Annotated in this window: 18 protein-coding genes; 4 read left to right on the top strand and 14 right to left on the bottom strand. The window is 46.7% G+C overall.

What is annotated here, in order from left to right; genetic code table 11:
- Positions 1-35: 35 nt before the first annotated feature.
- Genes argF through argC form a run of 7 tightly spaced genes read right to left on the bottom strand, consistent with a single transcriptional unit; the run spans position 36 to position 9,196 of the window.
- Complete coding sequence (gene argF, locus KNQ11_RS15145) at positions 36-965, bottom strand: ornithine carbamoyltransferase (protein WP_214772533.1); 930 nt, start codon at positions 963-965, stop codon at positions 36-38.
- On the bottom strand, positions 962-3,994 hold the full coding sequence (carB, locus tag KNQ11_RS15140; protein WP_214772530.1) for a carbamoyl-phosphate synthase (glutamine-hydrolyzing) large subunit: 3,033 nt from the start codon (positions 3,992-3,994) through the stop codon (positions 962-964). Before carB ends, argF begins: the two co-directional genes overlap by 4 nt.
- Positions 3,984-5,042 carry a carbamoyl phosphate synthase small subunit gene (locus KNQ11_RS15135; RefSeq protein ID WP_214772527.1) on the bottom strand — a complete coding sequence of 353 codons (1,059 nt, stop codon included), beginning with the start codon at positions 5,040-5,042 and terminating at the stop codon, positions 3,984-3,986. The genes carB and KNQ11_RS15135 overlap by 11 nt, the downstream gene beginning before the upstream one ends.
- Positions 5,039-6,184 carry an acetylornithine transaminase gene (locus KNQ11_RS15130; RefSeq protein WP_214772526.1) on the bottom strand — a complete coding sequence of 382 codons (1,146 nt, stop codon included), beginning with the start codon at positions 6,182-6,184 and terminating at the stop codon, positions 5,039-5,041. Before KNQ11_RS15130 ends, KNQ11_RS15135 begins: the two co-directional genes overlap by 4 nt.
- Positions 6,150-6,923, bottom strand: a complete 774-nt coding sequence (gene argB, locus KNQ11_RS15125; protein ID WP_214772524.1) for an acetylglutamate kinase — start codon at positions 6,921-6,923, stop codon at positions 6,150-6,152. The genes KNQ11_RS15130 and argB overlap by 35 nt, the downstream gene beginning before the upstream one ends.
- Positions 6,920-8,137, bottom strand: a complete 1,218-nt coding sequence (argJ, locus tag KNQ11_RS15120; protein ID WP_214772522.1) for a bifunctional glutamate N-acetyltransferase/amino-acid acetyltransferase ArgJ — start codon at positions 8,135-8,137, stop codon at positions 6,920-6,922. Before argJ ends, argB begins: the two co-directional genes overlap by 4 nt.
- A 27-nt stretch (positions 8,138-8,164) precedes the next feature.
- Positions 8,165-9,196 carry an N-acetyl-gamma-glutamyl-phosphate reductase gene (gene argC, locus KNQ11_RS15115; RefSeq protein WP_214772520.1) on the bottom strand — a complete coding sequence of 344 codons (1,032 nt, stop codon included), beginning with the start codon at positions 9,194-9,196 and terminating at the stop codon, positions 8,165-8,167.
- A 507-nt stretch (positions 9,197-9,703) separates the two neighbouring features.
- Here argC and nhaC point away from each other — a divergent pair.
- Complete coding sequence (nhaC, locus tag KNQ11_RS15110) at positions 9,704-11,080, top strand: Na+/H+ antiporter NhaC (protein WP_064300825.1); 1,377 nt, start codon at positions 9,704-9,706, stop codon at positions 11,078-11,080.
- 258 nt (positions 11,081-11,338) lie between these two features.
- On the top strand, positions 11,339-11,548 hold the full coding sequence (locus tag KNQ11_RS15105; protein WP_023467214.1) for a DUF3006 domain-containing protein: 210 nt from the start codon (positions 11,339-11,341) through the stop codon (positions 11,546-11,548).
- A 91-nt stretch (positions 11,549-11,639) separates the two neighbouring features.
- Here KNQ11_RS15105 and KNQ11_RS15100 read toward each other — a convergent pair whose 3' ends face one another.
- From KNQ11_RS15100 to nfsA, 5 genes are all read right to left on the bottom strand, one after another.
- Positions 11,640-12,092 carry a hypothetical protein gene (locus KNQ11_RS15100; RefSeq protein ID WP_149426847.1) on the bottom strand — a complete coding sequence of 151 codons (453 nt, stop codon included), beginning with the start codon at positions 12,090-12,092 and terminating at the stop codon, positions 11,640-11,642.
- 2 nt (positions 12,093-12,094) lie between these two features.
- Positions 12,095-12,640 (bottom strand): TlpA family protein disulfide reductase, encoded by a 546-nt coding sequence (locus KNQ11_RS15095; RefSeq protein WP_064300827.1) that lies wholly within the window; start codon positions 12,638-12,640, stop codon positions 12,095-12,097.
- 148 nt (positions 12,641-12,788) lie between these two features.
- Positions 12,789-13,499, bottom strand: coding sequence for an NAD(P)H-binding protein (locus tag KNQ11_RS15090; protein WP_023467211.1), 711 nt, complete (start codon positions 13,497-13,499; stop codon positions 12,789-12,791).
- A 156-nt stretch (positions 13,500-13,655) separates the two neighbouring features.
- On the bottom strand, positions 13,656-14,897 hold the full coding sequence (locus tag KNQ11_RS15085) for an LCP family protein (protein WP_244290093.1): 1,242 nt from the start codon (positions 14,895-14,897) through the stop codon (positions 13,656-13,658).
- A gap of 15 nt (positions 14,898-14,912) precedes the next feature.
- Positions 14,913-15,659, bottom strand: coding sequence for an oxygen-insensitive NADPH nitroreductase (gene nfsA, locus KNQ11_RS15080; RefSeq protein ID WP_214772518.1), 747 nt, complete (start codon positions 15,657-15,659; stop codon positions 14,913-14,915).
- Between the two features lie 144 nt (positions 15,660-15,803).
- On the opposite strand from nfsA, the gene KNQ11_RS15075 reads away from it, so the two are divergent.
- Positions 15,804-16,715, top strand: a complete 912-nt coding sequence (locus tag KNQ11_RS15075) for a hypothetical protein (RefSeq protein ID WP_214772516.1) — start codon at positions 15,804-15,806, stop codon at positions 16,713-16,715.
- Positions 16,716-16,803: 88 nt separating this feature from the next.
- Here the strand turns inward: KNQ11_RS15075 and KNQ11_RS15070 are convergent, their stop codons facing one another.
- Positions 16,804-17,067, bottom strand: a complete 264-nt coding sequence (locus KNQ11_RS15070; protein ID WP_214772514.1) for a hypothetical protein — start codon at positions 17,065-17,067, stop codon at positions 16,804-16,806.
- Positions 17,068-17,216: 149 nt separating this feature from the next.
- Between KNQ11_RS15070 and KNQ11_RS15065 the strand changes: the two genes are divergently transcribed.
- Entirely contained in the window at positions 17,217-18,047 is an 831-nt protein-coding gene (locus KNQ11_RS15065) for a GNAT family N-acetyltransferase (protein ID WP_353049231.1), read from the top strand.
- Here the strand turns inward: KNQ11_RS15065 and KNQ11_RS15060 are convergent.
- Entirely contained in the window at positions 18,036-18,971 is a 936-nt protein-coding gene (locus tag KNQ11_RS15060) for a hypothetical protein (protein WP_214772510.1), read from the bottom strand. The two genes, KNQ11_RS15065 and KNQ11_RS15060, sit on opposite strands and share 12 nt — an antisense overlap.
- Positions 18,972-18,979 lie beyond the last annotated feature (8 nt).

Genomic DNA, 18,979 nt, shown 5'->3' with positions numbered 1-18,979 from the left:
CTCGGTCGCCAAATTGGCGACCGAGTCTTTTATGGTTATCCAAGTAATGTGACGAGCAACGCTTTTTGTGCGTGGAGGCGATTCTCAGCTTGATCGAAGATGACCGATTGCTTGCCATCGATGACGTCCTCCGTGACTTCCTCCCCGCGATGCGCCGGAAGGCAATGCAAGAAAATAGCTTCATCATTTGCTTGATTCATAATATTGGCATTAACCTGATATCCTTCAAATGCTTGCAGACGCATCGTCGCTTCTTCTTCTTGTCCCATACTCGCGAAGACATCCGTATACACGACGTCTGCACCACTCGCTGCTTCCTCAGGATCCGTCATGACGATGATGTTTCCACCCGTTTCCTTCGCAATGACTTGTGCCTCATGAACGATTTGTGGATCAGGAGCATACGCCTCCGGCGCACAGATGCGAACTTCCATTCCACTGAGCGCTCCACCAATCATCAGCGAATGTGCCATGTTATTTCCGTCCCCGATATATGTCAAAATCTTTCCGGATCGTGTTCCAAATGTCTCTTCGATTGTCAGCAAGTCAGCAAGGACTTGGCACGGATGGTGTAGATCCGTCAATCCATTGATGATTGGAATCGTACCATGTGCCGCAAGTGTGTCGACGATCTCATGACCGAACGTCCGAATCATCAGGGCATCGACGTAACGGCTCATGACTTGAATCGTATCTGAGAGCGGCTCCCCCCGCCCGATTTGCATGTCTGCTCCACTTAGCACGATCGGATGTCCACCGAGTTCGACGACACCCACCTCAAACGATAGACGTGTTCGCGTCGATGCCTTTTCAAACAATAAGGCCACTTTTTTATGGCTTAATGCGTTTTGGTAGACACTCGGCTGATGCTTGATGTCTTTCGCGAGTGCCAACAGCTCCGTCAGTGCTTCCGGCGTCAGTTCCGCCATCGTCAAGAAATGCTTTAGTTGTTGCATCGTCTTCATTTTACTTCCTCCTTGATCGGCTCTGTCCATGTATGAAGTGGCTTCACAGCATAAGGGGACTTTTCTGTCGCTTGTAGATGATAATGTGCTAGTTCAGGTTCTGTCAGAACTTGTACCCCGGCAGCAAGCGCTGCTTCGCGACTCGCTTTTTCTTCTGTCACGTGCGAATAGAAAATCGCACATTGTGCCCAGTCAATCGTTTCATCTAATGCTACACCCGTTCCGAAAGCCTCTGTATCTGCTCCAGCAACGATGATGTCTCTCGTCGTCAAATGTCGTTTTGTCGTCTCGTCGAAAATGAAACGTTCCAGCGCCAGTCCGTCTGTCGTCCATTGCAGCGTTTCACCTGTCGAACGCATGACGGGACCTGTTTTCGGATCAACACCCTGTAGTTTCAACGTTGAAAAAACAGGGGTCTTGACGGCATGGAAATCAAGTTTCGTCTGTTCCGTTGGTAGTGCGACCGCTTGACCGACCGCTGCTTGGACTGCCCACTGCAAGATTGGTTGACCTGTTACTTTGGCGACGATTGGTAACGTGCGGGAGGCACGTGGATTGATTTCTAGCACGTAGACTTGATCGTCATGCAAGACGAATTGGATATTGTACGCTCCTTTATAATCCATTCGTTGCCCGATCATCTGTGCAATTCGCTCGATTTCGCTCTGAACGGTAGCGCTGAGCGATACAGGTGGCAGAATCATCGTCGAATCTCCAGAGTGAACTCCTGCGCGTTCCAATTGCTCCATCAAAATCGGAACGTACGTCGTTGTTCCGTCCGTAATACAGTCGACTTCGATTTCCTTTCCTTGGAGGTAGGCATCCACGAGGACAGGGAATGATAATTCGGAAACAATCATCTCTAATTGCTCTTGATCGTGGATGATATGCATTCCCTTACCTCCGATGACATAGGAAGGGCGAATCATAACCGGATAACCAATCGTTGTTGCAACTTCTGTCATTTGTTCATGCGTCGCCACTTCTTGTCCTGGGATACGATCGATACCGATATCATCTAAAAATTGATAGAACCGCTCACGGTCTTCCATTTGATCGATGACATCTGCCGTCGTTCCGAGAAGATAATAACCGGCGTTCTCCAAACCAGACGCCAGCGCAATCCCCGTTTGTCCTCCGAACTGGACTAGGACGTCTTGGCAATCCTCTGCTTCTAGCACATGTATGACGTCTTCAAGTGTCAATGGCTCGACATACAGGCGATCTGCGACTTCGAAGTCGGTCGAGACGGTCTCCGGGTTATTGTTGATCATGATCGTTTCATAACCGGATGCTTGCAATGCACGTACCGCGTGAACGGAACAATAATCAAATTCGATTCCTTGACCGATTCGAATGGGTCCCGCACCGATGACAGCGACTTTCTTTTTCGTCGATGCTGTGACTTCCGTTTGACCACTCCAGTTTCCGTAGAAATAAGGCGTCGCACTCTTGAACTCTCCCGCACATGTATCAATCATGTGATAGACAGGAAGGATGCCTTTTTCTTTACGTGAGTGCTCGATGTCTACAGCACTAACGCCCGTCAGAAGGGCAATTTGTTCGTCCGTAAAGCCCATCATTTTTGTCTGTTTCAGAGAACTTTTATTCGATACATCGATGTTTTGTTGCTGCTCGACGAGGCGTTGAAGCACTTTGACGAATAAAGCTTGTACTTTCGTCTGTTCAACGAGTTCTTCGACGGTCGTCTCCTTGCGATCGAGTAGCGCGAGCATCGCAAGCAAGCGACGGTCCGTCGGCGCCTTTATTTCTTTCCACAGTACATCAGCCTCCGCTGTTTTCATCCATGTCGGATAAAGAGGCGATTGCTCGACTCCTGCACCGCGCCACGCCTTTTGTAACGCTTCTTCTAACGTCTTCCCCATCGCCATGCTCTCACCCGTCGCCTTCATTTGTGTTCCAAGCGTCCGGTTACTGCCGTTAAATAGATCGAATGGGAAACACGGCACTTTTGCCGTAATATAATCCATCGTTGGTTCGAAGCTCGCCATCGTTTCCTTCGTGACAGGATTGATGCAATCGTCGAGTCGCTCACCGAGCGCAAGACGTGTCGCTAATTTTGCGATCGGATATCCCGTCGCCTTGGAAGCAAGTGCCGAAGAACGACTGACACGCGGATTGACTTCAATGACGAAATAGCGTTCTTCCGTCGGATGGATTGCGAATTGAATGTTGCATCCACCGATGACACCGAGATGCGATACGATTTTACGCGCTTCCGTCCGCAATTGTTGATTCATTCGATCCGAAATCGACTGAATCGGTGCAAAGACGACCGAGTCTCCGGTATGGACACCGACAGGATCGATGTTTTCCATGTTACAAACGATGATCGTCGTATCTGCGCTGTCACGCATGACTTCGTATTCGACTTCTTTATAGCCAGCGATACTCACTTCAACCAAACACTGTGAAATCGGACTCGCTTGTAAGCCGTTCTGCGCTAACAGACGTGCCTCGTCTTTCGTCACTGCGATTCCGCCGCCCGTTCCACCGAGCGTAAAGGCTGGTCGGATGACGAGTGGTACCCCGTGTACTGCCATGAATTCCTCAAGCTCTGCTAACGATTCGATCGTTTGACTTTCCGGGAGCGGTTGCGCGAGTTCGATCATCTTTTGCTTGAATCGTTCACGATCTTCTCCGTCTCGGATCGTCTCAAGCGAAGTCCCTAGAAGTTCGACACCGTATTGTTCAAGTACGCCTGCTTCTTCGAGTGACATCGCAAGATTGAGTGCCGTTTGACCGCCGACCGTCGCTAGGAGATGGGATGGTCGATCTTGTTCGATGATGGCCGTTGCTTTTTCAAGAGTCATCGCCTCAATGTAGACATGATCTGCCGTGCTCGGATCCGTCATGATAGTAGCCGGATTCGAATTCATTAAGATGACCTCGCATCCCGCTTCTCGAAGCGCCTGACAGGCTTGTGTGCCGGAATAATCAAATTCTGCTGCTTGCCCGATGACGATCGGACCCGAACCGATGACGAGTACTTTCTGTTTATCCCACATATGCTACCTCCTGATGTAATACGCTATTTACGAATTGATCGAAGACGACCATCGCCTCTGTCGGTCCTGGACTCGCTTCTGGGTGAAATTGGACTGTCATGATCGGTAGTACCGGATGAATCAATCCTTCAACGGATCCATCATTGATGTGTTCGTACGCAAGTTCCATCTCAGACGCTTCGATACTTTTTACATCAACGGCATAACCATGATTTTGAGACGTCATGAACACTTGTCCGGATGCTAGATGACGTACAGGATGATTCGCTCCTCGGTGTCCGTGATGTTGTTTTAATAAGGTACAGCCGAAGGCATGAGCGAGAACCTGATGTCCCATACAAATACCAAGTGTCGGATAGCTCGTCGCCAGTTCACGGATTCCTGAAAGGAACGGGTCTAATTGTGTTGGATCACCAGGTCCATTGGAAAACAGCAGACCATCTGGAGCCAGCGCTTGAATCCGTTCCGGTGTCGTATTATATGGCACGACCGTTACACGCATATGGCGTTCAAGCAAAGCATCAATCATCGATTGTTTCATACCGTAATCGATACAGACGATGTGCCCCTGTTCGACTTCCGGTACGTATTCGATGTTTGAAGTCGTTGATACGGAGGCGATGTATGCTGTGTCGATTGACGCAGTGACAGTCATATCTACTTGCATCATGTCACCGAATTGATCGCCTTCCGTCCGTAATAGATGCACAAGAGAACGCGTATCGACTCCCGACAAAATCGGCACATTTGCTTCACCCAACCAACTCGCGAGCGATGTTCCTTCCCCGTCCTCAGCCAAAGTTTGAACGATGACACCAGCGACTTGAATCTGGTTGCTTTCTGACGCTTCCGCTTGAATACCGTATTGACCGATCAACGGGTATGTGAAGACAAGAATTTGTCCTTGATAAGATGGATCCGTCAAGACTTCCTGATATCCTGTCATTCCTGTAAAAAAGACGACCTCTCCTTTGACTGGAGCTGTTCCTTGCCACGAACCGGTAAACGTCGTTCCGTTCGCAAGCGTTAGTTTTCCGGATTGTTTCATACGATGACCTCCTGTTGACAAACGAGTTGTATTTTTTCGATGGCGTGCATGAGTTCCTGTTCCGTTACGAACAATGATGGCAATAAGCGAATGACATGAGGACCAGCCGAGACGACGAGAAGACCATTCTCACGCAAAGCGTCAATCAGCGGTGCAACAGGCATCACACACTCGATACCAATCATCAAGCCACGTCCGCGAACAGATCGAACGATGGATTTAGGTAGCTTTTGCTCTAATTGCTGTCTCAAAAATTCGCCTTTTCCTTGAACGTCTACCATGACAGTGTCACTTAACAAGAGGTCAAGTGTGGCTTCCGCAGCTGTCATCGCGAGTGGATTTCCACCAAAGGTCGAACCATGCGATCCAGGTGTGAATACTTCCGCCGCCTCCTCCGTCGCGAGTAACGCACCAACCGCGAGGCCACTCCCAAGTCCTTTCGCAAGAGTGATGATATCCGGTACGAGGGGTGTCTGCTCAAATGCAAAACGAGATCCCGTCCGACCGATGCCAGTCTGTACTTCGTCGACGATGATTTTGACATCGTATTGTTGCGCCTTCTTCATCAACGCTTCTAGCCACGCATCGTCGGCGACGACGACTCCGCCCTCTCCTTGAATGATTTCGAGCCATACGGCAGCAGTTTGTTCCGTAATCGCTGATAGGCTCTCCATCTCGTTAAACGGCAGATGTTTGAAGCCATTCACCATCTCACCGTATCCCGCTTTGATTTTCTCCTGTCCTGTTGCGCCCATCATCGCAAATGTCCGCCCGTGGAAAGATTGTTTAAATGTGACGACTTCCGTTTTCCCTGTCCATTTTCGAACGAGTTTGTACGCCGCCTCGTTTGCTTCCGCACCACTGTTACAAAAGAAGGCATGACTGAGATGACTGTCTTCCGTCAGTCGCTCGGCGACCCGCTCTTGTGCCGCGATTTGAAACAGATTCGACGTATGCCAAATTTGATTCAATTGTTCCTCTAGCCGTTGCTGAATATAAGGATGACGGTGTCCTGTATTGCATACAGCGATTCCCATGATGAAATCCAGATACGTCTTTCCTGTCGCATCTTCTACAATCGACCCTTGTCCTTTGACCAATTCCACATCAGTACGTTGATAAGTGGGTAGTAGTGCACTCATGTAATTCCTCCTTGATTCGTGTCCCTGCAGCTAACGCATTTTTCCCAGACCGAATGACGACCTCTGGAATACCATGCTGAGTGGCCTGCATCATCGCTTCGACCTTCGGAATCATTCCCCCGTAGATTTCTCCCGACGCTATCGCAGCTTCGATGGCTGCAGACGTGATTTCTGATTGATAGTCACCGTTTACTTTTACACCCTCAACATCCGTCAACAATTCAAATCGGTCGACAGACCAAGCCTTCGCGACAGCAATCGCACACGCATCCCCGTTACTGTTCAATACACCTTGTTCCCCTGTGACAAGGGATGTGACGACAGGCACATAGCCATTCGTACTCAACACCGTGAATAATCGTGGATGAATGTGCGTGATCTGACCGACTGCCCCGAGTCCTTTAATTGTTTTACCATGAACGCTTGCTCCGTCTAACCCGCTCATCCCGACGGCAGGAATCCCTGCTTGATTCAACTGCTGGACAATACCGGATTGGACTTCCCCTGCTAAGATCCGTCGTGCCCCGAGTAAGACACCATCCGTCGTTACACGGACACCGTTCCGAAACACGGGTTTGATTCCCTCTTGTTCACAGTAACTCGATAGAAGAGGACCACCTCCATGGACGATCAATAATTCGTTACCGGTTTCGACCCACGCTTTCCATTCCTCGAAATACCGCGTATCCAATTGCTCCCACACACTACCACCTAGTTTGATGACTTTTCGTTTCGTCATGTCCGGTAACTCGCATTGATTTTGACGTAATCGTACGTCAGGTCACAGCCGTAAGCGTGTCCTTGTCCTACTCCATCATGCAAATCAATGTGAATCTGTACATCCTGCTTTGCCAGTTCCTGCGATGCAACTGCTTCATCGAATAAGACAGGCATGTTCTGTTGTAACACCCACTGCGAACCAATTTTGATGTCAACGTTTGATACATCGAGTGGCTCCTTGATACTTCCGACAGCAGCGATGATTCGTCCCCAGTTCGCATCTTCCCCAAAGATGGCTGTTTTGACGAGAGACGATCCGACGACTTGTTTGGCGATCATTCGTGCTACTTCATCGGTTTGTGTTCCCGCTACCGTCACCTCGATCAACTTCGTCGCGCCTTCGCCGTCCCGCGCAATCTGTTTCGCTAAATCTTGACAGACCGTTTCGATCGCCTGTTCGAATGCTAACGCTTCGTCCGTGCCTTCAACGATTGTTGCGCCCCCTGCAGCTCCGCTCGCTAAAATCATGACCATGTCATTTGTCGAACTGTCTCCATCTACGGTAATGCAGTTGAACGTACGATGAATCGTCCGACGCAACAGTGTCTGTAAGACATCCGGTTCAATCGTTGCATCGGTCGTCAAGAAACCAAGCATCGTCGCCATGTTCGGATGAATCATCCCTGACCCTTTTGCCACACCACAGACTGAAATTTGGACATCCCCTTGCATGTATTGTTGACCAGCTGTTTTCGTACCAGTATCGGTCGTCAGGATCGCATGAGCAAAATCATCCGCGGCATCCTTGTCATTTGTAGGCATCAGCTGTGGAATACCTGCCAGTAACGTATCAATGGCTAACGGTTGACCGATGATCCCTGTTGAAGCAATCGCGACTTGTTCTGGAGCAACATTTAAACTTTTCGCCATCGCTTGTTGCGACATATACGCATGGGATAACCCTAGTTCCCCTGTACACGCATTCGCGTTCCCGCTGTTGACGAGGACGGCATGAATACGTCCTTGTGACGCCTGAATCGCTTGTTTCGTCACAGTGATTGGTGCTGCTTGCACCTGATTCGTCGTATAGACAGCTGCAGCGCTTGCTCCTGCTTCACACCAGATCAGACCTAAATCCTTCCGCTTTCGTTTCAGACCCACATGTATTCCCGATGCTTGAAATCCCTTCGGTGTCGTGATCGTCAATGGGGTCTCTACTTGTACTTGCCACACAGGCGTTCCTCCTCTTTTTTCTCTTGATTAAATGTAGATCGGCTGTTGCGTTAAACCGGATGTCTCATCAAAACCAGCTAGAATGTTGGCATTTTGAACGGCTTGTCCGGCAGCTCCTTTTTGCATGTTATCGATGACTGAAACGATGGTCATTCGCCCTGTCCGATCATCCTTATAAACGGTCAAATCACAGTGATTACTCCCGACGACGGATTTGATTTCCGGATCAGCCTGTTGGATTCGGACGAATGGTTCCGTTGCATACTGGTCCGTCAACCAGGATCGCCACTCCGTTTCCGATAAATCGATCAACGGCTGAACCGTCATAATCGCCATGATGCCTCGATTGATCGGTAGTAGTTGAGTCGAGAACGTAATCGGATGCGATGATCCGGTCCATTCGAAAAGCGCCTGCTCAATTTCCGGGATGTGCTGATGCTGATTCACTTTATACAAGCGAACGTTTTCGCTTGAATGGACATGATGTGTTTGTGCCGTCAACGTTTTCCCTGCTCCCGTCAGACCAGAAGAAGCTTGAATGATGATTTGAGATGGATCGATTTTTTTCTCTTTTAAGAATGGTGTTAGTCCAAGCAAAACTGCTGTCGCGTAACAGCCTGGATTCGCAATCCATTTGCTCGCTGTAACAGCTTGACGATTCCATTCTGGTAATCCATAAGTTGCTCTTTGTTGTAACTCGGCATCAATGGGTTCCTTGTCATACCACGTTGCATATGCTTCAGATGGAAGTCTCAAATCGCCACTTAAATCAATGACGTAACCGGACCAGTTTTGAAGTTGTTCTAAGTAATGCTTCGAAATCCCACTCGGTGTCGCTAAGAACACCATATCCGTCTCGGTTTCCATCAAATGCTCCACCGAAAAGGAAGATAACGAGGAATATGTTTTTTTATTCATAAATGGGAATACGTCATGCATGGATTCCCCCGCCATCGAGTCACTCATCAAACAGATGATCTCAAATGAAGGATGTGATTCTAGTAGGCGAATCAGTTCAATTCCGGTGTATCCTGTTGCTCCGATGATGGTACATTTCATATCTGTACGCTCCCCTTCAAAGAATGTTATACCGATTTAAACATATGTATATTTATACTGTCAATTGAATTTTTATTAGTTTTTATACAAAAAAAGAAGCGTTGAAGCGATTGTCTTCTATAAGACAGTCCCTTCAACGCTTCTTTTACACGCATCTACTTAACGCTTTTCCGCACGTTGCGCTACGAGATGATCAATCCCAAATACGCCTGCACCCATGATCGCGACGACTACTACAAAAATCAATGTAAACATATGTATCCTCCTCATCGTTCACAAAAATGTCATTTGATACTTCTTATTGTGCAAGATTTGAGCTAAAAAAGAAAGCGTTTACGACAAAAAATCGTCACAATTTCGATTTTTTATATTTTTCATCGACACTCTTATGGTTGACGTCCTCCATAATATTCGTTAGTATTACGTTTGTTCAATACTTTTGTGCATAAAAGCGTGTTAGTAACAGAGCGTTATCATACTTTCATATTCATATAAGGAGGTGGAAGCATGCGCATGTCATTCCGTGAATCCGCAGCTATCCTAGGAATCAGTATCATCATCTTATTGTCCGCGTTATTCGGTGCTAAAGCCGAACCGCATCTTGCCATCTTGTCTAGTCTTATTTTCGTCTCAGGATATGCCGTTTACCGCGGTTTTAAGTTCGAGGACGTCGAACACCATATGATTCAAGGTATTCGTGAAGCGATCAAACCGATCCTGATCATGTTGCTCGTCGGTATGACGATCGCGGTCTGGATGATGAGTGGCGCAGTGCCGACCCTTCTTCATTTTGGGTTATCTACCCTTTCAGCGACTTGGTTCGCACCGAGCGCTCTTCTGATCGCGATGGTCGTCTCGACCTTTACAGGCAGTTCGTTTACAACGATTGGTACGGTCGGTGTTGCCTTGATGGGAATCGCGATCGCACTGGGCGTCAATCCTGCGCTTGCAGCAGGTGCCATCATCAGTGGAGCTTGTTTCGGAGATAAGATGTCACCTTTATCAGATACGACGAATTTCGCGCCCGGAATCGTCAATGTGTCTGTGTTCGATCATATTCGTTTCATGATGGGAACGACGATTCCCGCTATCACGATCACATTCATCTTATTCTTCATTTTCGGACGTAGTAGTGGAAATGTCGATTCGTCTGCTGTTCAAACGACACAACAAGAGTTAGCTCGTTTGTTCGACTTGTCACCTTGGACGTTGCTTTCACCGTTGCTCGTCATGGTATTAGCATTACGTAAGATGCCGGTCGTTCCAACACTTGTTGCTGGCGTTTTAAGTGGATTGTTGTTAACAGGTCTTGTACAAGGAAACTGGAATATCTCGAACTGGATGGCCGTCATTCAGAACGGGTTAAAACTAGAATCTTCTAGTGAGACGGTCACATCCATCATTAGTAAAGGTGGATTGCAATCGATGATGTGGTCGGTGTCGCTCGTCATGCTCGCCCTTGCGTTCGGTGGTGTCTTACGTGGCATCGGTGTCATTGACGTGGTCATTGAACGGACTGTTTCTAAACTAAAACGTGATGGTAGCATCATTTCATCCGTCGCCTTATCGTCTATCGGTGTAAACTTGATGGCTGGGGAACAATACTTGTCCATCTTGCTTCCGGGTCAAGCATTCAAGAAAATCTTTGAAGAGCGTCAGATTGATCCGCGCTTCCTCTCTCGTTCACTCGAGGATGGAGGAACACTCGTCAATCCGCTTATTCCGTGGGGTGTTTCTGGGGCGTTCTTCGCTTCGACACTCGGTGTCCCAGTAACAGCATACGTTCCGTTCGCATTCTTTTTACTCCTTTCACCATTGTTTACGTTTTTACTCGCATTTCTTCGTCCAACGAAAATCGAAACAAAACAATCTCTCGCTTCTTGAGCCTATTTCATTTTAAAGATCCGATATGTCCTATCGGGTCTTTTTTTCTTTCCAATATCTCCTTTATTTCCTGTTAAATACGTCAGATTTAAGACGAAAACGGCTTGGAATCACGTTTTTTTAAAGAATCATGTGTAAAGATGAAATGAACTGGGAATATACCAAACATAAGATTAAAAATTACAGAGAATGATAGAGAGAGAGTACGTTCCTGATCGACCGAGGGATGACTTCGATGTAGTTGTGGGAGGAGTTAATATGATCAAACGTGGTACGCTGGAGCGACTTGACGGCAAGTATGCTGTCCTACTATGGGAAAATGGTTCAAGTTTCATTCCACGACGTTATTTACCACCTGAAGCAAGGTTAGGCGATACGATTATTTTTGACGGTACAACCTATACGTTAGATGTCAGTAATTCATCACCCTCTTCCTTTCAAACATTTTCGTTTCGGCAAATGGGTTGATGATCGATAAAAAGCCATTCCGTATCATGCATTGACTATGGAGAAGGAATTTCTCTCATCAGTCTTTCATGAAATGAATGGCTTTTTCGCTTTATCTACGCACATATAGGGAGTGACCATCACACGATGGACAAGGAAAGTGATCAATATCGGATATTTCGATTCGTTCCAGTTCCGTCTGATCATGTGGGCATTCGTAAAGTGGTTGAACGACATCTAGTTGCAAAAATAGGGCACACCAAAATCGATTCGAAAATCGGTGACAAGTCGGACAGTGGTATAAATCCAATTGATACGGTACCCAACCATCCGCTAATTCCTCCTGATGGAGTTGATAGTGCTGAATTAATCGAAATCGATTCCAGTCGTCTACATACGTCCGCTGTAAAATCGGTTCATGCATCGACGGAACGAACCAAAGCGGGAGACCCGTCATGAACGCTTCGACCCCTTGCGTCAAGACAGCAGGAAATGTCGGCCAACCCTCTAGTTGACCGAGTTGGAATGTTTGTTGAAAGGAGCAGTTGCGGCATAGGAGTTCCATTGTCATCCTCCTGTTCGTTTCACCATCTCTTTTAACATCTGTTCCGTTACAGGACCGATGTGTTTCGAAAGAATCGTTCCTTTCCGGTCTAATACATAAGTTGCTGGCATTGCTACGAGACGATACGCATCTTCTGACGTTCCCTTTCGATCATATAACACAGGATATTCAACAGGTGTCTGCTTCAGAAAATCAGCAACATCCGAAACACGTCGTTCTGATGTCGTGACATTGATTCCGTAGACGGGTATATCTGTATGTCGTGCAAAGGCATTTAGTTCTGGAATCTCTTGTTTACACGGTGGACACCACGTTGCCCAAAAATTAATGACAAAGACATCATGATTGATTTCGTCTAGATCGACAGTTTTTCCTTCTTGACGCAATGATAGATTCGGGGCTTTCATCCCGACTTCGAGACCACCTTGTGATGCTTGTTTTTGTTGTTGCTCCACTTTTTTTTGTTTTGCATCATATGTTTGATAACTTTGATAGGCAATGCCGATAATAGCAATCGCTAGGATCAGATAGATCAACGGTTTTTTCACATCTAACCCCCTCCTTCTTTGTTCAGTGTAGCAGACTTCCTCTTTTCGACTATCTACTTTTATCAACAAAAAAGCGAACTCTTCCGTCTTATACGCGGAAATGAGTTCGCTTTATTTTAGAGAATTCGCGTTTTAACGAGACACACGGTTAGTTAAAACGTGGTAATTGTTTTTTGACTTGACGGTTATCTTTAACGCTACCGACAGCTTCCGCTCCTCCTAAGGCCTCATTCAAGGATGTCTTTCCTTCCTTGACTTCTAGACGTCGATTGAATACCGATCGATTATCGACAGAAGCAACGAGGATCGATGCGACGTCCGTTTCCGAAATCGTCGCGTCCTTCGTGTCCTTCAAATCTTCATCGGCTTCAATCAAGCCACGCCCTTCACCTGTTGTGATGGCAACCGGACAAATGATCGTATACGTCAAACCACTATGTTCAATCTGTTCCTCTGCTGCATTCTTAGCAGCGTAGAACGGATAGACATCTTTCTTGAATTGCTCAGGTCGATCTGCACCATAAGCGCTCAGTAGCACGAAATGACGTACTCGCGCTTTTTTAGCTGCATCAATTGTTTTCAAAGCGACTGTTCGATCCAGCAGTTCTATTTCAGTTGCTTCGCCGTCTACTCCTGCGGTCGCCGCACAAATGACTGCATCCTGCCCTGCGACTCCGTGCTCAATGACTTTTTCGAGTTCTGTTTCGATATCGACGTAATGCGCCTTGACACCGAGTTTTTCGAATCGTTCCACCAGATGTTCATGACGAACGATGACCGTGACCTGATGACCCTTGGCAAGCGATTTGACGACGCGCGCTCCAATCGTACCGGATGCACCTACGACTAGTACTTTCATATGGGGGGTCCCTCCTCGATAAGTTAGTCACCTTCGTGGAATGTCATGATGTCATGTCCAAAAATCGTCGATTTCAGAGATAACCTAAAACAATCCACCAAAGGAGCAACGTACATCAATTTATACCCGCAATGAACGGAAGGAAACCCCTCCCCATTAGTTCTTCAATGTGCCATAAAACGTCGTATCGAGCTGATCACGTAGTTCTTGCAGTGCCTTCTCATTCGGTAAGTCATAGAAAATCCCGTTCAGTCGTTGGCTGACGGCTTCGATTTCATAATGTTTTCGTTCTGACATCAAGGCAATCGATAACCCTGCCGTTGCCATCTCGCGGACACTTAAATCAAGGTTCATCTCTTCTTTCATATACGTGTGCGCTGCTGGAATTTTCGACCATCCAGTCGGCTTCATCAAGTGTGTCGCGACGGCTTGGATGACTTCCGACTGACGATTCGCGCGCGCTCCGTCATTATCCGTTTTTCGATGTCTCGAATAGGCAAGTGCCATCGCGCCATCCATATGATATTCCTTCCCTTTTTGGAATGAATACTGATTTGCTTTCCCACTCGCATCCTGCTCGGAGAATGTTCCTGTCGAGACAAGGTCGATTCCGCCGATTTGATCCACTAATCCGATGAAACTATCGAAGGAGATGACGATCTTTCCATCGATCTCTTCATCGAGTAGACCCGAAACAGCATCTTGCGTACATTCTTCTCCACCGAAGGCAAAGGCATGTGTGATTTTATCCTTCTTTCCATTCTCACAGGAAATCGGTGTATACGTATCTCGAGGAATCGACGTCAGTTGAATCGTTCGAGAAAGTGGAATGAATTGCATGACCGACAGGGAGTCTGAACGTGATCCACGCAACGACTCTCCAGGTCGTGCATCACTACCAATCAATAAGAACGTGAATGGTTGTGAAGCAAAAAGAACGAATGCGATGAGCAACAATAAAAATAGTCCAAGAAGCTTTCGTTTAAAACGACGTTTTTTCTTGATTTTTTTAGGATGAGCTTCGCGTGAAGAGACGTCAGGATTCTTCTGTACCGATTGCTCTGATCGACCCGCCTTCCTCGAGCGTCTCGAGCGTTCCCGATTAGCAAACAACCGTGACCCGGCATCCCCGATCATCTGTGCGACCTGTTTAAGCATGCCGCTCCCGGAACGACGCGATGTACTTTTTCGATCTCGCGGTTGCTCTTCGACATATCGATGATACGTAGCCGGTTCTTGCTGCTTCTCAAAGGATTCTTGAGAAAATGATTCGTCCGGCGCGTACGTTTTCGAAAAAGCTTCTTCTTGCCTAGCCTGCTCTTCTTCTTGTCTAGCTTGCTCTTCTAACTGCATACGTCGTCGCTCTAAGCGAGAGCGGTGTGGTTGATGTTCTGCCATTCAGATACCTCCGTATCAATCTTTTGCGATCTGTTTCTCTTTCAAGAACTCGCGGAGATACGTCCGTTTCGGTTCGTGCATCGAGGCAGCCATCTGTTTGACCCACCCTTCTGTCCGTTGACCACCGGTCCGTTCTCCGTAATACGATGACGTTGACTCTTCGTATCCTGTCAGTAACTCACGCATCGTATCGTCATCAGTATACGTATTCCGGTGGAAGACCGCATCCATCGGAAGGCGGGGTTTTTTACCCGGTTGTTGATCCGGAAGACCGACCGCGACTCCGAATAATGGTACGACGTGATCTGGAAGTTGTAAGAGTTCGCTGACACGACGAGCATCATTTCGTAGGGAACCGATGTAGACCGTTCCGTAGCCAAGCGACTCGGCAGCTACGACTAAATTTTGAGCGGCAAGTCCCGCATCGACAGCCCCTACGACAAGCGCTTCCGTCGTCTCGATCGTCCGGCTCACGTCGCCTCCTGCTAGTTCTGCCGCTAACGTATGTTTGTGGTAATCCATACAAAAGACGAAGAAGTAACTGTTTTCTGCCACATATTGTTGACCACTTGCAACGTCGACTAATTGTCGTTTCAATCCTTCGTCTTCGACACCGATGATCGCATAGGCTTGCTGATAAGAGGATGTCGAGGCAGCTTGTGCGGCTTTTATAAGTATTTCAATCGTCTCTTCGTCTAATTGATGTTGTTTGAATTTCCGGATGGACCGGTGGTTGAGTAAATGTTGAATGGTTTCATTCATGTGTAATCGTCCCCTTCTGTAATGAGTCTTCTTATTTAAGATAGTCGTCTCTGTCTAAAAAGCGCAAATGAAGAGGTTCGGTTTATGAAAAAAGCGGGAATTGAATAGTGTTGTACTGTGCTTTTCTTGCGAAGGAGGGCGATCATGAGAATACGGAAACTGCGACTCTTACTAGAACAATATGGCGATACGACCCTTCGCGATATCATCGTCGAAATCTATCGTCAACTCCCGAGACAAGTCATCGAAGAGAAAGAGTTTGACGCCATGTTGACACAGTTCATGAAGTATAAGGATTTGCAAAAAGAACAGGAACAACCGACCGTCGAACAGACGATTGCTCAGACGGAACGGTTTATTCAATTAGCATACGATCTCCAGTACCTTGAGCCGAATCCGATCGTACCGCTTCGCGAACAAAAGAATTGGTATATCACCGCAAAACGTCTGTTGAAGCATTTACGCCATTATGCTCATCGTAAAAACGGAACCCGGATTGCCTTTGAGGAATTTTTCTTTCTTCTTTCGTCGGCAGCCGGGGAAGAACCTTTATTTTTAAGTAATGATCCGTTTCGATTATTGAAAGTCTCGCAAGTCGATTTTTTTCAAGAATTAGTCGGCTATTATAAAAATGATAGTCATGGTGTCGAGTGGATGGAACGCGCGATCTATACAGCGTTGAAAGTTCCGATGGATGTCGATACCGAGCGCAGTGATCTTTTGCTTGCCGTACTTGCCCATTGCGAGAAACCAGAACATCAAGAAGCATACATCCATTGCTTGAATGCGCATGCAAAAAAACTACAGTCGCATGTTCGGATTGATACAGACGCTTTATCCACCTATCAAGAAATTCGTTTCGCAGAGCTACATGCTCTCATTTCCCTACGCGCGTTAGATCGAGCGGAGACGATGCTGTTCACAGAATATATACCATATTTTTCGCATCGCTCTACTCCGTTTCGCTATTACCTCGATCTCCTCGAACGCGCTGGACTCGAACAAGAACACGAACGAATGGCACGCGTTGGTCGAAAAAAGCGAATTCATTTCTAAGAGTAGATTCTTTTTAATCACACGTAGTAGACAATAAAAGGCAAGTGACGATGGAATCGTCACTTGCCTTTTATTAGTCAGATTCATCTTAATCGGAGGCATTGACGATGCCAAGTCCGACTGTTGCGAGTAGTGCAATACAAGCGAATAGGAATGCCATGTCGTTCGGTGAATCGAAGCCTTCATAGATCGGTTCCTTCCGATCAACGATGATATGATCCTCCGCGCCATGATTGCCATATGTCGTCGAACTGCTTACACCCGGTTCATCGTAATCACGTGCTTCGGCTACCAATGTATCCGCACTGAGTAAAAAGCCCGATAACCCGATGACGATCCAAAGATACTTCATGATAATTTTGCCTCGATTCTTTCTTATCTTCAGGAATCCATCTACTTTTTGTTTGAAACAGAAGATATAAATACCTTTTATTTCCTGTAATATAAAAGCAAGATATTTTCAACTTCACTTTGCTAAAGGAGGAACTTAATTTGCCTATTGTGTATTACGATCAATTGTCTCATGTTCAAAGGCGACACGTCCATCAACTTCTACAGTACCATCAAAAGGCATATGATTTTTCATTTTTTCAGCCGCTTGAAGATTACCAATGGGTCTACCTCGAATCCGGTCAGGTGAAAGCGACGCTCGGATATCATGTCGTGCATGACGTCGTTCACTTTATGAACAGCGCCTTTCATGACATCAAAGCCTTTCGTCGTCTGGCTATTTTGCTACACTTACATGCCGTTCGACAAGGATGCCGGCAGATACATGTACAAGTCTCTCCGCCGCATGATCTTTCTTTAACTTCGATTTGGAAAGAGCTTGGTTATAGTTTATATGCCGAACAGTTTCGTTTAATTGGACTCTCAGAAGGACAGCCTGCTACGCTACGTTTGAAAGCTGTTCATGCACAGAATCAAGATACTTATCTCGCACTTCGTAACGATGCCCTTCAAGGAACACATCACTTTTTTCCTTATCAGATATCTGATTTAGACAAGTTGATTCAACGAAAAGCGATTCCTTACTTAGTCTATGATAAGCAACTGATCGTCGGTACACTATTATTTCAAAAGCAGGGACAGAATATCCGTCTTCTTGAAATCACGTGCCTACCAGAGCTGAGACGTCAAGGATACGGTAGCCGCATCCTCCATGCATTTCAAGAAAAGTTACGACGTGCAAACATCCAAACGTTTGAAGTCTTTTTTCTCTCAACACAACAAGATGTATTACGCCTGTATCATCCCTCGATGTTTTGCGATATCCAGTTAACCTCTCATTGGCATACGTTCAGTACGGATCAACCTCCGTTAATCATTTAGGCGATTGACGATTCCCTTGTATTCAGGCAACACATACTCCTCATCCATTTCCCGAAAATCAACATGACCCGTTTTACGAAGCACTAGCCCCATCTCGTATAACTGTTCGATATAGGCATCTCCCCATGTCAAGGCAAGTCCGGGTTGGTGATTATGAAAAGCAAGCAAGGCATCTTCAATCATTTCAGAAGCAATGGATGCTTGCATCACACGGTTCAATAAAGATTGGAACAGTACGGTTTGTCGTCCGATCAGCGCATAAAACGGGAAATAATGTTTAGCATAAACAAACGTCGGCAAATAGGCATCCGCCTCAATCGTCTTTAGTAACAATGGTGAAGCGGGACGTTGTAATCGTTCTGCAAGTCCAACGGTCGCCTTGCATTCGCACAGCTGATCAAGCACTCGAACCGTCAACTCTTCTTCGATATCGAGCAATAAGACGAGATCCAGCAGATTCAATTCATGCGTCTCCATGAATTGATCACTGCGTTGAAGATGCATCGTATAAGTAAAGTCCAGCTTTTCAGCAACAAGTACCCACAACTCGGAATGGCGCGCCGCATATAGACCTACCGGAAAGTGAAGGGGTTGGCGGACGATCGATCGATGCCCTTCAAGTGTATAGACTTGATTGACGTCCAGACCGTATGCTAGCAGCATTTCGAGTAACTGCTGACGATTTTGACACGTGACGAGTGTTTGAAACAGACGATCGACTTCGACGAGTGGTTGTTTCATTTCAAGCGCTATTTTTAAATGAGCAGGTGAATCCTGCTCTAGCGCCCGCTTAATGAATTGTAAGGCCTGTTGTTCCGCATCGTTCAGTTGGGCAACATGTGTCCGAAACATTTCGATGTCAAGTTCCCGGAAGGCTTGTAACGCCGGTGCAATTGATTGATTTTTTATAAAGGGTTTCCACATGATTCCCT

The sequence above is a fragment of the Exiguobacterium sp. s39 genome, from assembly GCF_018618925.1.
GTDB lineage: Bacteria > Bacillota > Bacilli > Exiguobacteriales > Exiguobacteriaceae > Exiguobacterium_A > Exiguobacterium_A abrahamii.
This window is presented reverse-complemented; position numbering and strand designations above follow the sequence as displayed.